The organism is Exiguobacterium sp. MH3 (assembly GCF_000496635.1).
Classification (GTDB): Bacteria; Bacillota; Bacilli; order Exiguobacteriales; family Exiguobacteriaceae; genus Exiguobacterium_A; species Exiguobacterium_A indicum.
The window spans coordinates 749,629-765,321 of sequence record NC_022794.1; the positions used below are offsets into that span (position 1 = coordinate 749,629).

General features: G+C 45.2%; 14 protein-coding genes. 7 read left to right on the forward strand and 7 right to left on the reverse strand.

Annotation, left to right across the window (positions count from 1 at the left end):
* Positions 1-56: 56 nt before the first annotated feature.
* The 7 genes from U719_RS03785 to U719_RS03815 all read left to right on the forward strand — a co-directional run bounded on the left by U719_RS03785 (position 57) and on the right by U719_RS03815 (position 8,430).
* The gene (locus tag U719_RS03785) at positions 57-434 is read left to right on the forward strand and encodes a response regulator (protein WP_023467390.1); all 378 of its coding nucleotides are present in this window, start codon (positions 57-59) and stop codon (positions 432-434) included.
* Complete coding sequence (locus U719_RS03790; protein WP_023467391.1) at positions 415-2,958, forward strand: HAMP domain-containing sensor histidine kinase; 2,544 nt, start codon at positions 415-417, stop codon at positions 2,956-2,958. The genes U719_RS03785 and U719_RS03790 overlap by 20 nt, the downstream gene beginning before the upstream one ends.
* Positions 2,959-3,042: 84 nt before the next feature.
* A complete protein-coding gene (locus tag U719_RS03795; protein WP_023467392.1) occupies positions 3,043-3,423 on the forward strand; it encodes a DUF1516 family protein in 381 nt (126 codons plus the stop codon).
* Positions 3,424-3,611: 188 nt separating this feature from the next.
* Complete coding sequence (locus U719_RS03800; RefSeq protein WP_217448943.1) at positions 3,612-4,562, forward strand: trans-aconitate 2-methyltransferase; 951 nt, start codon at positions 3,612-3,614, stop codon at positions 4,560-4,562.
* 106 nt (positions 4,563-4,668) lie between these two features.
* On the forward strand, positions 4,669-6,159 hold the full coding sequence (locus U719_RS03805) for an NAD(P)/FAD-dependent oxidoreductase (protein ID WP_023467394.1): 1,491 nt from the start codon (positions 4,669-4,671) through the stop codon (positions 6,157-6,159).
* Positions 6,156-7,637, forward strand: a complete 1,482-nt coding sequence (locus U719_RS03810; RefSeq protein WP_023467395.1) for an NAD(P)/FAD-dependent oxidoreductase — start codon at positions 6,156-6,158, stop codon at positions 7,635-7,637. The genes U719_RS03805 and U719_RS03810 overlap by 4 nt, the downstream gene beginning before the upstream one ends.
* The gene (locus tag U719_RS03815; protein WP_023467396.1) at positions 7,597-8,430 is read left to right on the forward strand and encodes a phytoene/squalene synthase family protein; all 834 of its coding nucleotides are present in this window, start codon (positions 7,597-7,599) and stop codon (positions 8,428-8,430) included. The genes U719_RS03810 and U719_RS03815 overlap by 41 nt, the downstream gene beginning before the upstream one ends.
* Before the next feature lie 421 nt (positions 8,431-8,851).
* Here U719_RS03815 and U719_RS03820 read toward each other — a convergent pair whose 3' ends face one another.
* From U719_RS03820 to U719_RS03850, 7 genes are all read right to left on the reverse strand, one after another.
* On the reverse strand, positions 8,852-10,324 hold the full coding sequence (locus U719_RS03820; protein WP_023467397.1) for an NAD(P)/FAD-dependent oxidoreductase: 1,473 nt from the start codon (positions 10,322-10,324) through the stop codon (positions 8,852-8,854).
* A gap of 15 nt (positions 10,325-10,339) precedes the next feature.
* The gene (locus U719_RS03825; protein ID WP_023467398.1) at positions 10,340-11,416 is read right to left on the reverse strand and encodes a glycosyltransferase family 2 protein; all 1,077 of its coding nucleotides are present in this window, start codon (positions 11,414-11,416) and stop codon (positions 10,340-10,342) included.
* A complete protein-coding gene (locus U719_RS03830) occupies positions 11,413-12,114 on the reverse strand; it encodes a lysophospholipid acyltransferase family protein (protein ID WP_023467399.1) in 702 nt (233 codons plus the stop codon). The genes U719_RS03825 and U719_RS03830 overlap by 4 nt, the downstream gene beginning before the upstream one ends.
* Complete coding sequence (locus tag U719_RS03835) at positions 12,083-12,838, reverse strand: carotenoid biosynthesis protein (protein WP_023467400.1); 756 nt, start codon at positions 12,836-12,838, stop codon at positions 12,083-12,085. Before U719_RS03835 ends, U719_RS03830 begins: the two co-directional genes overlap by 32 nt.
* Before the next feature lie 136 nt (positions 12,839-12,974).
* Positions 12,975-13,721, reverse strand: coding sequence for a CDP-diacylglycerol--serine O-phosphatidyltransferase (pssA, locus tag U719_RS03840; protein ID WP_174316042.1), 747 nt, complete (start codon positions 13,719-13,721; stop codon positions 12,975-12,977).
* Positions 13,722-13,742: 21 nt separating this feature from the next.
* The gene (locus U719_RS03845; protein ID WP_023467402.1) at positions 13,743-14,210 is read right to left on the reverse strand and encodes an aminoacyl-tRNA deacylase; all 468 of its coding nucleotides are present in this window, start codon (positions 14,208-14,210) and stop codon (positions 13,743-13,745) included.
* A complete protein-coding gene (locus U719_RS03850) occupies positions 14,170-15,552 on the reverse strand; it encodes an MATE family efflux transporter (RefSeq protein ID WP_023467403.1) in 1,383 nt (460 codons plus the stop codon). Before U719_RS03850 ends, U719_RS03845 begins: the two co-directional genes overlap by 41 nt.
* Between the last annotated feature and the right edge of the window lie 141 nt (positions 15,553-15,693).

Below are 15,693 nucleotides of genomic sequence, written 5' to 3' on the forward strand. Positions count from 1 at the left end.
TAAAATAAAGAAGATATGTCACTTTGATGATGGATAATTTTGGGAGGTTTTAATAGATGGCGCGTATTTTATTAGCAGAAGACGAAGATGTCTTACGCATGTTAGTACTCGATACACTAGAAGATGAAGGATATACGATTGACGAAGCGACGGACGGTGACGAAGCGTATCAAAAAATCATGAACGCTGAGTATGATCTCGTTTTACTCGATTACATGATGCCTGGAATGACAGGGATTGAAGTCATCGAAAAAGTCCGACAACATCCAGATAAGCAACACTTAAAAATCATGATGTTGACGGCTAAAAGTCAACAATCAGACCGCGAACGAGCAGAAGAAATCGGAGCGAATTACTTTTTCTCGAAGCCCTTTAGTCCGTTAGAACTGATTGATGTCGTGGGAGGAATACTGAGTGATCACCAAGTGGATTAATCGAAAAATCGGACGTCAACTCATGGCCTCCTTTTATGTCGTATTAGCTACATTGATGATTTCATCATTGATCGTCTACAACTACACCGATACGAAACTGCAGGCGACTCGGGCGAAATTAGAAGATATCCGTGACCGGAGTGCACGTGCGGGTGCTTTATGGGAAGAGTGGCAGGATGTCCAGTTCAACATGCGCGGTTATGCCTTGATGGGGAATGGTGATCTATACAATCAAGTCATGGCTCAACAAGATAAGATTGATCAGCAAACAGAATGGTTCGAAAAAAATGCGATTTATGATCAAGGAAAGGCATTCGCCCAGTCCTCGAGAGAATTGTATGGTTATTATTTCGATGCGATTTTGCCGCTTATTCAATCGTATGTCGAAGCGAAAGAATCTGGAGATGTCACGGAATCCTTCTTAAAAGGAACAACACTTGCTGAACTGCCACTTGGTCAGCGATTATTAGCTGAAGGTAAGATTCAATTAGATGCTCAAGGAAACATTGATGTACTCTCGGAAATCAATAAGAGCGAGCTAGCACTCGGCGGTTATCGTGAATTTTTAGAGGATTGGGCACAACGGACGAGCGACCAACTGGAACGGGAAATCCGGACGACACAGCTGATTTGGTTAGCGAATATCGTCGTCTTACTTGCCGTCTTGATTTTCTTTATTTATCCGTTTATCCGCCGCATCACGATGGAATTATTATCTCTCGTCAAGAACAGTCAACGGCTTGCGAACGGTGAAGATGTTTCGAGCGTCAAAGTACCGAATCGTAAAGATGAAATCGGAATTCTGGCGTTATCCTTCAATCAGATGGCAAGTTCGATTTCCGAGAACAAGCAGCATTTATTAGCGAAAAATGAAGAATTACAAGCGCAACAGGAAGAATTGCAAGCACAGCAGGAAGAATTACAAGCACAGCAAGAAGAACTCGAAGAAGCATTAGAGCTGACGATGCGGAATGAGCAACATCTGCAGTATCGGAATGATTTGACAGAAACGCTCGCGGCGCGTGAGTCGTTGACTGCTTATCCGGAAATCATCGAGAAGCTCGTCACGATCACGGATTCTGAGATTGGTGCATTAGTATTTGTTGATGAAGAAGATAGTTATTCTGTCGTTACGTATGGAATGACGGATGAATTGGCAGAACAGCTGCTTCAAAACGATGCGTCTCTCTTAAAACGAGCTGAGTCACTAAAGTCACCTGTTCATTCTTCTAAACAAGTCGCAAGCAATCATCCATTGCCATATCCGTACTATATGTACGAAACAGCTGTACCGATTCTCGACCCCACTGCAGATGATATCATTGCGTACATCTACCTTGTCCGTTACCGCGATCAGTTTACGAACGAACAGATGCGTGATGTCATGTCCTTCTCCCGCCAATTATCGCTATCGCTTTTACGGATGCGGCTGTTTGACGAGATGACGAAAGAGAAAACGAAGACGGAGCGGATTCTCGATTCGATTCGAGAGGCCGTCATCTATCTTGAACCGGGTAAAGAAGAGGTCTTCGTCAATCGACCACTATACGATTTATTCCCGGAATTACGTTATGGTGTCCAGACTGAACAGGAGACATTGCAAACGTGCTTAGAAGTCATTCGATCCGTTGTCGACGAACCAGAAGTCTTTAGCCGTTATGTTGATGCAGTTCTGCGTGGAGAATTACCGACTGATAGTTTACAGTTCTCGATTCGAAACGAAACGGTATTCATTCAATTTTATGTCGAGGTGATCCACATCCATCACGTACATAAAGGAACGATGCTCGTCATGCGTGATGTGACGAAAGAGACTGAAATGGATCGTTTGAAATCAGAACTCGTTTCAACTGTCTCTCATGAACTTCGGACGCCACTCTCTTCGATTTACGGATTTACAGAACTCATGCTCAACCGAGACATCGAAGAGTCGCGCCAAGATCGATATTTGCGGACGATCCATTCCGAAACGGAACGTCTTGCGAATCTCGTCAATGATTTCTTAGATGTCCAGCGCATGGAGTCGGGCACACAATCGTATAAAAAAGCATCCGTGAACATCTATACGATTGCTGAAGAAACGACACAATTTTATGCGGCTTCGACACAGGCTCATCGGATTACGTTCCGTCACGAGGGAAATCAGTTGCCTGTCATTGAAGCAGACGAAGAAAAAATCAGACAGTTGCTCAATAATTTATTGAATAATGCGGTGAAATATTCACCATCTGGTGGTGCGATCGATGTCGTACTCACGACATCACTTGATCAAGTCATTCTTCAAGTTCGAGATGAGGGAATCGGGATTCCAGAACAATCGCTGAGTCGTCTATTCGAAAAGTTCTATCGCGTCGATAACTCGGATAGTCGAAAAATTGGTGGGACTGGTCTAGGACTAGCTATCTGTAAGGAAATCGTCACGGGTCATGGTGGAGAAATTCATGTCGAGTCAGTCGTGAAGGAAGGTAGTCTTTTTACCGTCAAATTCCCACTTGTCCAGTCTACACATGTGACAATCTCCTGAAAAAACCATATATCAACAAAATAACACTAGGTGTTCGTCCTGAAATCAGATACGATGAAATAGGAAAAGAAAGGAGGAAATGAAATGCCAATCACAGCATTCGTTCACACACACGTCTTACTTTGGGTACTTTTATTGGTTACGTTCTTCGTCGCTTTTTCGATGTACAAGAACAACAAAAAAGCTGCAAAAGGGATTCATATGGCGTTCCGTCTGTTGCTCTTATTGACGTTCGCGACAGGTCTTTATCTGTACATCAAAATTATGGGGATGTCTGAAAATCCAGACCCACTCTACCATGCGAAGATTACACTTGGCTTACTATCGCTCATCTTCGGAGAGTTGACACTTGTTCGACTTAAAAAAGGAAAAGCTTATTCCGGTTTCGTCATCGGATTCATCGTGCTCGTCCTTGTGACAGTATTCCTAGGCTATTCACTCCCATACGGTATGAAATTCTTCTAAGTTCATGCGGGATCAAAGAGTCCTTTTCGACCTCATAGGTTGAAAAGGACTCTTTTTGTCATGTTCGTTAGTAATTTTTGTTTACAAGTGGTTGTTATTTGGGAAAAGGGATGTATTAAACAGTAGAGAGGGGAACGCTTGTGGCACAGTTGAAGGAATGGACGAAAGTTTTCCGAGCACGAAAATGGATGAAACGCGCAGAACCGGTGTTACCACTTTGGCATGGGTATATCGGTTATAAATATGGATTATTCGATGCTCTTCAAACAGGAGCAACACAAGCAGAGGCACAGCTACGGATGCAGCGTCCGCTGACACAGGAAGCGTTATCCCGCTGGTTCGAAGTCGGCGTTGCAGTCGGTCACTTGAAGAAAAAAGATTTACGCTATACAGCGACTCGCCATGTTCTTCCGGAACTCTCTCAATCAGACGATCGGAGTATCGGATTCATGTTATCGGAAATGATGGAGTTGCACTTGCCAGCATTATTCTCTTATCCTCAATTTTTAGAAGAGGGTCAACAAAAGACTTTTAATGGAGAGGAACATGGAGACATCGTAGCTGAAACTTCAGCTCTCGTTGAGACGGTTGCTTTCCCAGCAGTACGCCATATCATTCGGAGTCGTAATCTGACCTCACTACTTGATATTGGTTGTGCTTATGGTGGGTATCTCCGTAAAATCCATGAGGCATTGCCGGACTTACGACTTGCCGGAATCGATATTGAAGAATCCGTCATCGCAGAAGCAAAACGACGAGATACGAGCGGAGAGATTGATTTTGTCGTTGGAGACATCAAAACGTTTGATGTGAAAGAGACATATGACGGTGTCATGATGAATAATATTTTGTATTACTTCCCGCAACCGGAACGCCTTGCACTATTAAAAGGAGTTCGTCGTTTCGTCAAGGATGATGGAACAGTCATTCTCGTCACACCATTACGTGACAGTTCACATGGTGCACCTTTCTCAGCAGCATTCAATGCCTTCATGACGTTGCATGAGAATCTGTATCCATTACCAAGTAAGGAAGAATTGAAAGAAGATCTAACGAAAGCTGGGTTTGAAAACATTTCGATCACACCATTCTTAAAAGAAGGTGCCTGGTATATCGTCACTGCAAACGCCACTTCCTAAGCGAAGTCTGGCGTTTTTACAGTTGGAAGACAGTTTAAATTTGTTGCTTTTACTATGTGCTTAGTATAATAGTTGAAACGATGAGAGATAAAAAGGAGAGATTTGGGTGAAGCGACGCGTAGCAGTGATTGGAGCAGGACCTGGGGGACTTGCATGTGCCTTGTTATTAGCAGGAAAAGGAGTAGACGTCACCGTTTACGAAAAACAAACGCAAGTCGGTGGACGAACTTCTGCCGTCAAGCTAGGTGACTATACGTTCGATCGAGGACCAACATTCCTTAATATGCCGCATATTTTAGAAAACGTTTTTCACGAAGTCGGTCTTCGGTTAGAAGATTATTTAGATTTAAAGGCACTTGATCCGATGTATACACTCTATTTCAAAGGAGGAACAGAGGAGTTTACGATGACGACGGATCGGGACCGGATGAAAGAGGCAATCGAACGACAATTTCCTGGAAACGGAGAAGGGTACGATCGTTTCATGGCAGAGCAAGCACTTAAGCTTGGAAAACTCATGCCAATCTTACAGACACGTCACGATCGGCTGACGGATTACTTATCACCGCGTGTCTTAACGGCACTGCCACGCCTATCGCTCGGACGATCGCTTTATGATGTTTTATCCGATTACTTCACGAGCGAAGAATTGAAGTATTCCTTTACATTCCAAGCGAAATACTTAGGCATGTCAGCTTGGGAATGTCCGGGTGGTTTTTCGATCTTGTCTTACATGGAACATGCTTACGGTGTCCACCATCCGATTGGTGGGATGCATCAAGTACCGCTTGCAATGCAACGTGCGATTGAGGAGCTAGGCGGAACCGTAAAGTTGGGTGCGGGCGTCGAACAATTGATTTTAAACGGAAAAGCTGTCGAAGGAGTCATCCTCGAGTCAGGTCAACATGAGTTATTCGATGAAGTCATCATCGGCGCCGATTTCGCACATGCGATGAATCATCTGGTGCCGGAAGGGGTTTTGAAAAAATGGTCCCGACCAAAAATTGACCGCAAAAAATTCTCGTGTTCGACGTTCATGTTATACCTTGGTGTCAACCGGACGTTCGATGCACCACACCATACGATTTACTTTGCAGAGGATTATGAGAAAAACGTTCGCGAGATGACGCAGACTTTAGAATTGTCGGATGACTTTTCATTCTATGTCCAAAATCCATCCGTGATTGATTCAACGCTAGCACCTGAAGGCAAGTCTGCTATGTATGTCCTAGTGCCGGTACCGAACAATTACTCGGAACTTGATTGGTCGATCGAAGGACCGAAGCTACGTCGCCGTGTTCTGGACGCTCTTGAAACGCGTTCACCATATCAAGGGATTGAAGCGGCAATCGAAGTCGAAGAGATGTTCACGCCAGACGACTGGGAAGCGATGGGGATTCATCAAGGCGCGACATTCAATCTCGGTCATCAGTTGACACAGATGATGTATTTCCGACCGCATAATCAATTTGAAGAGCTCGATCATCTGTATCTCGTCGGAGGTGGCACACATCCGGGTAGCGGATTACCGACGATTTTCGAATCCGCGCGTATTACGGCAGAACTCGTGCTCAAAAAAGAAGGGGTGCGGACATGAAGATAGGATTCGTAGGAGCCGGTGTCGGTACACTGCATGCAGCGCTTTTGCTGACAGCAAGACATCCTGGAGTCGAGATTACGATTTTTGAAAAAGAAGCGCATGTCGGTGGTCGATTACGATCCGTCGATTTTGAATCGGGTGGCCGCATCGATGAAGGTCCGACGATCGTTCTGATGCCAGGCAAGTTAAAAGAGCAGTTGGCAGAAGCCGGAGTTACGGGAGTAGAACTTGAACGGGTCGATCCATTGTATGACCTTCACTTCGACGATGGTACGGTCGTTACGAAAGTAGCCGATGTCGTGGATCAAGCGATCGCGATCGAACGTCAATTCGGTGAAGGTCGTGGATTTTATGAATTCATGCATCAAAAAGAAAAGGATTATGAGACGAGTGTATCGAAATTTTTAGAACGTGGTTATCGTCGGAAGACGGAGTTGTTGCACCCAGACATGATGCGTCCATTATTACAGATGCATGCTCTAGAGACTGCACATGACCATTTGAAGCGATACTTCAAGAGTAAATATTTGCGCATGGCATACAGTTTTCCGACATTTTATATCGGCGGAAACCCTTATACAACACCATCGATTTACGGTTTGATTCCGTACCGGGAACAAGCAGAAGGTGTCTGGTATGTAAAAGGTGGCTATTTCTCGCTTGCTGAACGCATGTACGACACATTAGTCGAACGTGGTGTCCGATTCGTCTTCGAAGCACCCGTTGAACGAATCGTCATCGACCAAGGACAGGCGAAGGAAATCGTCTTACAAGATGGCACACAGGAAGCATTCGATCAAATCGTATTAAACGGAGAGTTTCCATTGATGGAACGTCTTGTAGAAGGTAAACAACCTAAGACCTATACGCCTTCAGGCGGTACGCTACTGCTGTATTTCAAGATGAAAGGGAAAGTCGATTTACCGGTGCATCGCTTTTTGATGCCAAACGACTTGGAACCGCTCATGACGAATATCTTTAAAAAAGGACGATTACCAGAACATCCGGCAGTCTATCTGTTCCATCCGAGTCGGATTGACCGTAGCTTAACAGGAACAGACGATAGTGTCGTCTACTCATTAATTCCTTCTCCGCGAGGCTATGGTGTAGAAGATTATGAAGAAGTAGACTTCATTGAGACTGTACTTGAAAAAATCGAGCATCATCATCCGGGATTCCGGGAAAAGATACAAGAAATGAAGATTCGTACACCGAATGATGCACAGGCCTTTGGATTATATCAGGGAGGTAGTTTTGGGATTGCGCCGACGATTCGCCAATCGGCTGCCTTAAAGACACAGGCAAAACCGTATCCGGATATCGATCGATTATATGCCGTCGGTGCATCGGTGCATCCGTGTGGAGGAGTACCAGTCGTCATGATGGGCGCAACGATACTCGTAAACCGAATGGAACAAGAGATGGGGTGGAAACATGAATTCAGTGACGATCCAGAACGCGTATATCAAATGTGAGGAAGTCATTCAGTCCGGATCTAAGACGTTCTATAAAGCCTTTTCACTCTTACCAAAAGCAGATCGACAAGCTGTTTATGCCATCTATACATTTTGCCGGTTCCTCGATGATACCGTCGATGAGTCGGATACGCCGAAAGAGAGTTTACTAGCTTTCTTGAATGAATTCAAACGATTCCGTGATGGCGAAGTATTAGATAAACCGTTATGGATTGCGTTGGCAGACGTATTTGGACGTTATGAAATGGATGAGACACCATTCCTTGAGCTCGCGGAAGGGATGCGTTGGGATATCGAGAAAAATCGTTATCAGACGCTTGAAGAGACAGAGCAATACAGCTACTACGTAGCGAGTACGGTCGGTTTGATGTTGTTGCCCATCCTTGCACCGCAACAGCCTGATCTCCGTAAGTCTGCTATCGATCTTGGAATCGCGATGCAATTAACGAATATTTTACGAGATGTTGGTGAAGATGCAAAACGCGGCCGTATCTACTTGCCTCATTCATGGATGGAGACATACGGTGTCACAGCGGAGTCGTTACTCGCTGGTCGTCCTTCAGGAGACTTCATCGGTCTCTGGGAAGAGGTTGCACTTCGAGCAGAGCATCTGTATGACGCGGCGATTCCATCGTTTGAACGGTATCCACGAGAGAGTCGGCGTGCTCTTAAGGCTGCTGCCTTCCTGTACCGTGGTATACTCGATGCAGCGCGGGATAATCACTATGACGTCTTTACAAAACGGGCATACGTCAGCCGTTGGCAAAAAATGAAGTTACTTGCTACGATTTAATACATGACCATAGAAAAAAGACCTTGGCGGGGACCAAGGTCTTTTTTCTATGGTCTGAGACCGGGGAGTCTCAGATTACTTCTACACCAGAGCGAACATCTGGACTACGAGATAGGTCTGTTTCGACCACGGGGATGGTCTTTTCTTTATCGAGCTATCTGTGGACCAAACGGATGAGACGATCTAAGGGGGAACGTCGTAAGTCATGCGAATGGACACACGATGAGTCACGTGATGAAATGGGTGGGTCCCATTTGATTTCGCTGGTTAGAAAAAGTAAGTTCTTCAACGCTCTTGACTCGGGGAAGTCACCTTGCGCTTGATTGAGGATGTGGGGTCAATCACTACCTCTTGAACTCGAAGTAATCGTATCAAATCTTAGTTGTCCGTACAAGTGATTGATATGCAATTCACATAACGTTCACAGGGTAGCGGCGACAGCAGAGACGATTCGTTCACTTGCTAGTTTTCCTGAAAGCGTCACCATTGGACTACCACCACCAGGATGCGTTGATCCACCGGCAAAAAACAAATTGTGAACATTCTTTGAACGGTTGCTCGGACGGAGGAAAGACGACCGGATGCCATTGGATGACAAGCCATACAATGAGCCGTGATAGGCAAAGAAGGTTTGTTCGATATCCTGTGGCGTGACCCGTTGCTCGAAGACGACATCGGACGAAATATCAATCCCAAAGGACTGCAATCGTTGATTGATCAGTTGATCATACGTATCAAAATCAATCGCATGTCCAGTATCCGTTGCAGGTGCATTGACGAGCACGAATAAGTTATCACCCGCTTGTCCCATTTCTGGTGCTGTGACGGAAGAATTCGAGATATAGATCGTCGGCTCCTCAGCGTAACGTTTTTCATCAAAGAGTGCCTTGAACTCAGCTTCGTAATCCGAAGAGAAGAAGACGTTATGATGAGCCAGCCCTTCGATCCGACGTGAGAGACCGATACATCGAACATAGGCAGAAATCGACGGTTCGACTTGAGCAGGTGTCGGATTTTTAAAATCAGGTCGTGCCGTTTCTGAGATCAGACGTGGATATTGTGTCAACAAATCACCGTTCATGACGACGAAGTCAACCGGTAGATATTCCAAGTGATTCAATTCAATTTCCGTTGCTTGTCCATCGACGACTTCGATCTGTGTCACTTCATCGCCAAGACGGAAGACGACACCTAGTTCTTTTGCACGTCGGGCGAACCCTTCTGCGATTGCTGTATTACCGCCATTTGTGAAGTAGACACCGTCATTTAGTTCTAAATGAGCGATTAAACTGAAGGTAGCGGGTGTTTGATACGGACTACTCCCGATATACGTCGCATAACGATCGAGTGCCTGAATTAACCCTTTATCCTTAAAGTAGTGCTTATGCAACCCATGAAGGTTTTGAAAGGGATGCACTTTCAACATGTCTCGCCAGAGGGAGGGGCGGATATACGAATCAATATTCGTAAAGAATTGTTGTTTTGCGATCGTATACAACTTCGCCACTTCTTCTTGGTAACCTGTAATATCGTTCTTCGCCAACTGACCGTTCGTGAAACGATCTACTTCTGTCCGCATCGCTTCGCGTCCAGACGAGAATGTTAATGTTCTTCCGTCGGAAAAGTGATTGACCGTATGACGCTCAAGTTTCGTGAATGTAAAGTACTCATCGGGATCCGCACCGGATTCAAGAATGACAGACTGAAAAACTTCCGGCATCGTGATCGTGTTCGGACCAAAATCGAAGCGATGTCCTTCTGTGACGATTGGCATCATTTTGCCACCGATATGTGTATTGCGCTCGATGACCGTGACGCGAAATCCTTTTGCTGCTAATGAGATAGCAGCGCTGAGTCCACCAAGACCGGCTCCGATGACAGCTATATGTTTCATGCTACTGATTCCTCCTTATGAATAGGTCCTACCCTTCCATGTGATTTCCCGTTTCCTAAAGCTTCGAATCATCGCACTTGCTAGCAAGATGACATAAAGGAATACCGCCAGTGGATGGAGCCACCAAACATGTCGGATTCGTGCCGCACGATCGATTTGAAATCGTGCTAAATAAAGAAGAATCAGTGCGAAACCCATCTGCCAGGATGGGTGGAGGATGAGATAAGGTAGGACACTTGCTTGCACCAAGTAAAAGAGTAGAAAGTATGATCCGACGATATAAGAATCGTTCATCCCACGAAAGACATTCTTTAGAAAACCTTGCCAGACTTCTTCGTTCGTGGCGTACATATCACAAGAGACTGCTGGGGCGACTTCGACGAGCGTCGTCGTCAACCCGTGTCGTTTAAACGTACGACAAAGTTCTAAATCGTCAACGAGAGCCGATTGGATGCTTTCATGTCCACCGACTTGGTCATACGCGTGTCGTTCGACGAGAACGACCATGCCGTTGGCTGCAGCAAAAGCTGGATGCTTCACTTTGCGAAACGGAATCGGAAGATGTTGCGCGATAAGAACATGTTGCATTGGAATCAAACACTTTCCGAGAAACGTCGGTACAGGAAAGGACGGGAAACCGGAAAGGAAAACGGCTCGTTCTGTTCGTAACGTTCCGTATAAGCGACAAATCGCATCAGGTGTCAGTGTTACATCAGCATCGAGAAATAACAGATAGTCCTCTGTCGTTCGTTTCGCGAGTTGATGACATGCATGAACCTTTCCTGCCCAGCCTGCTGGTAAGGGAAGACCATCAATCACTGTAAAACGGTCGTCTTGACCAATCCGATCGAGCAATAACTCACGCGTCCGATCGGTCGAGCGGTCTTCATATAAGTAAACGTGCATCCCTGGTGTCAGAGCAGGTTCTAATGCGTCTAATAATTTTCGTACATTACGCTCCTCATTCCGTAACGGGATACAGATTGCTAGACTATCTGGTTGAACGGGATCCGTTAATCGTGGTAGAAAAGCTAAATTGATCCATGTATAGAGACAGACAGCTAGAGCGAAGAAGAGAAAGAACCAACTCATGACCGAAGTGCCCGTAACCAGCGCTCCGTTCGTGCAGGAAGTGGTTCCCTTCGGGTAGAGATACAGCGATACAAATCAACACGTTCCGCAATTGCATCTGCTCGAATGTCGTCGTATAAATCAGTTAGTTCTGCTGTCAGTCGTTTTGCCTGAGCACTTGACCGTTCGTCAGGTAATGGATGAAAGCGACGCGTCCGGATATAGACGTCCGGTTGCTGTTCATGACCATATGAATAATAAAAGGCGACGAGAGACACGTGATCCGTATGACGCGTCAAATGTGTGGCACCACTTGCTAAGCGAAGCGGACGGTCCTCTTGATGACGTTCTTCGCCTTGAGGAAACATCCAGACGCTGCTGCCATTTTGAAGTCGTTCTTTTGCATAATGAAGGCTTGTCTTGATATCAGCGAATGATGTCCGGTCAACAGAGAAAGCTCCGAGACGGGAGAAAAACGGGAAACGAGCAAGCCCTGCTTGATCAATCATGACATAGGGGTCGTGATGGAAACAGGTCTGATCCAAATGAAAAAGAATCATACCGTCCCACCAAGAACTGTGTGTAGCAAGCATGAGACCCGGGACAGGTAAATCGTCTGCTCGATATAAGACACGGTGGAAATGACGTCGGATCAAAGCATGATCGACATACGTATGAAATACGGATTCAGCTAATTTGCTTTTGTTTGCTTCTTTCAACGATAACCCCTCGTTTCACAATGAAATAGACGATGAATGCACTTAAGCTGACCAAAGTGACGCCATAGAGACCAGCAACTCCTGCTGTTACACCGAATAAAGTGTGCAACATTAAAAAGAGATACTGATTGTTTTGTTCGAGTGCGGCATCCGTCGCCTTGACTTGATATCGATTGATGAAAAAGGAAAAGACGAGCGCCGTTCCATACCACCCGAAGAAATTCTGTGTCGGAATATCGTAATACCAGCCACCGTCTTGCCAAAGCCAATACGATTTCACGTTAGCAGCAACAGGATCGATCGCTAAATCGAGCCAGACGGCAAACAATGGAACGAGAATCAATGTACTATAGCGAAACGAGAACAAACGGGAGAAAGCGAGACTCGCCCCCATGACCGATAGCCATGCAGCCCCGATCGTAATCGGTACACCTAATAATTGGACACCGAAATCCGACTCGTAACGATATGTTCCGAACGGCCAACCGGTATGGACCCCAATCGACTCAATGATGATCGAACCAAAGAAGATGAAGGGGATGACAAGACGCCCCTTCGGTAAGACATGCCAAAAATAGAGAGCTGCGTATAAGCCGGAAGCGAATAAAAAGACGGCATTGGCCCACTCGAGCCAAGGGGGAAGTAACGAAAAACCGACTAAGATCAAGCCGATGGTGAACCAAATCGAAAAGAAAATCCAAAGACGTTTATGAAACTGCTCCATGCGTGACATTCCTCCATTTCCAAAATAGCTTCTGTCATAAGTATACCCATATATCTTGAAAACGAGCGAGGGAGAAGCGGTCTTATAAAAAAAGTGGTCCGGCTTCTCGTAAGAGAAACCGAACCACTTCCTATCATCATCCGTTTGAATGTTGTTTTTGCTTCTTCTTTTTGATGAACGAGAAAAGGAGAAACGCGATATACAACGGAACAGCAACGAACCAAAACGTCGACCACTCATTGCTACGCGCAATCATGACATACGTCACGTATAGCAACGTAAAGGTGATGACGAACGTATGGCGCGGAACGGGAATGTCTTTAAAACTTGGAATCTTGACACGACTGACCATCAAGAAGGCAAGACCTGTAAAGACGAGTGGGACCATCAAGTCGTTCATTCGTCCGCTAAACAACGTGACGACGGCCAAAATACCACCTGCCGCTGTAATCGGTACACCTGAAAAATAAGCAGATGCCACATTCGTTGCCGATAAATTAAAACGAGCAAGACGAAATGCGCCAAACAACGGGAACAGAGCAGAGATTAGTAAACCAACTTCTCCGAATTCATAGAAATACGTATAGTAGGCCATCATTGCAGGTGCGACACCGAATGTCACGATATCTGCTAATGAGTCCAGTTCTTTTCCGAAGTCGCCTGCTACACCAAGCATCCGAGCAAGACGTCCATCCAGACTATCAAGCATCATCGCGATGACGATTAGTAAGGTGGCATTTTGAAAATCACCTTTTGCTGCCATGACGATGGCTAAAAAACCACAATACAGATTTCCGAACGTAAATAGGTTGGGTATTGAATTACGAACACGATCTTTCCACAAAATGATTCCTCCTGCCACTTCATCGATACTACTCATCATACCATAATTAGGAGATGGAATTCAGCCGTTCGTAAAGAGAATCCCCTGAGTGAAAGATAAAAAATCATGAGGATTCAACCGAACTTGATGTCCACGTTTTCCAGCGGATATGATGATGAATGGTTCATGGATAGCACGATCCGATAAGAGAACCTGAAAATTCTTCTTAGCACCGATTGCAGAGACACCGCCTCGAATATAGCCAGTCAGGCCTTCTAACTCCTTCATCGGAACAAGCGCGACTTTTTTCGAATGCAATGCTTTAGCCGCTGCCTTTAGAGAGAGTTCTTCTTCCCCCGAAATGACGACGAAGACATATTTATTTTCGACCATTTTCAAAACAAGGGTTTTAAAAATGGTCGAAAGGGGGTAATTAATCTTTCTAGCGACGGCTTCAGCAGATAAATCATCAAGATCAACAGGATAATTGAGGGATTCGAAGTCAATCTTAGACTGCTTCAGAAGCCTCTCGACGTTCGTTTTGCTCATGTGTTTCTCCTTTGACGAGTGAGTATTGGACCCATTTCCGTCCATGCCAACGCTTCATGGCGAAAATGCCACGGAACCATTCGTCAGCAGAGAAGGCAATCCAGATTCCAAGTAATCCAAGACCGAAACCAAGACCAAGCGTATAACTGAGGACGACCGCGATTCCCCACATCGATAGAATACCGATGGCGACAGGGAAACGAACATCTCCTGCCGATTTAAGAGTTCCCATGAGCACGATGTTCATCGCGCGACCTGGTTCAAGAATGACGCTTGCCCAGAGTAGTGGGATACCGATTGCAATGATTTCAGGACTCGATGTGAACACTGATAGAATCGATGAACCGAATGAAGCAAGAGCGACAGCTGAGATGAAGCTTGCGAAAACAGCAATCTTCAATGTTTTCACAGCACGTCCATATGCTTGTTCAAATTGTTGCGCACCAACTTGGCGTGCGACGAGTAACTGCGTTCCTTGAGCGATGGCAAGCGTGAATAGGAAACAAAGCATCGTGATGTTTGATACATAAACACGAGCAGACAACGCTGCTTCACCAATTGTTGCGATGAATCCTGTGATGATGAGTTGTGAGAATTGATAGGAGATCCCTTCACCAGCAGATGGGATTCCGATGTTCATGATTCGTTTCACATCCTCACGATTAAAATGAATCAAGTCTTTTACTGTAAAACGTAAAGAAAGTTTGTGGTAAACGACAAAGAACAACACAAGGACAGCGATTGTCCGGGCGACGACAATCGACCAAGCGACACCAGCAACACCGAGAACGGGAATGCCGAAGAGTCCAAGAACAGCGATGACGTTACCAAAAGCACTAACGAAATTCATGAGTAGCGTGACGTACATAGCATTTTTAGTGAATCCATGACTCCGGAGAATCGCACCCAGTGTCAATGAGATGGCTTCTAAGAAAAGGAATAGACCAACGATCTTAATGAACGTTTCGCCATAGACGAGCGTCTCTCCTTCTAACGAGAAAAATCCAAGAAGTTGTCTTCCGAACAACACGACGGTCAGAGAAACGATGAGACCGGTATACAAGTTAATCGCAAAAGCAGAACGAGCCGTTTGACGAGCGTTTTGCGTCTTTCTTGCACCGAGGTACTGACCAATGATGATCGTTGCACCGACCGAGGTGATGTTAAAGAGAATAATGAAGATATTCAAAATTTGATTGGATACACCGACTGCTGCAGCAGCGCTATCCGAGTAATAACTTAAAATCAACGTTGCAATGATCCCGAGGCTCATATGCAATGCAATCTCAATGAATAATGGCCACGTAATGTGGAATAAGCTTGGTTGCTTGACTGTTTTCATAAATAAATCCCCTTTGTTTCATAAAACGAATAGTGTTTCTTTATCTTTTTGAAACTATACGCCTTCGATTTTCATAATGAAAGAGGGTTTTTTGTCTTTCATCGAAAAAAAAGAGATTTAAAAGGATTTTCATAAAATATC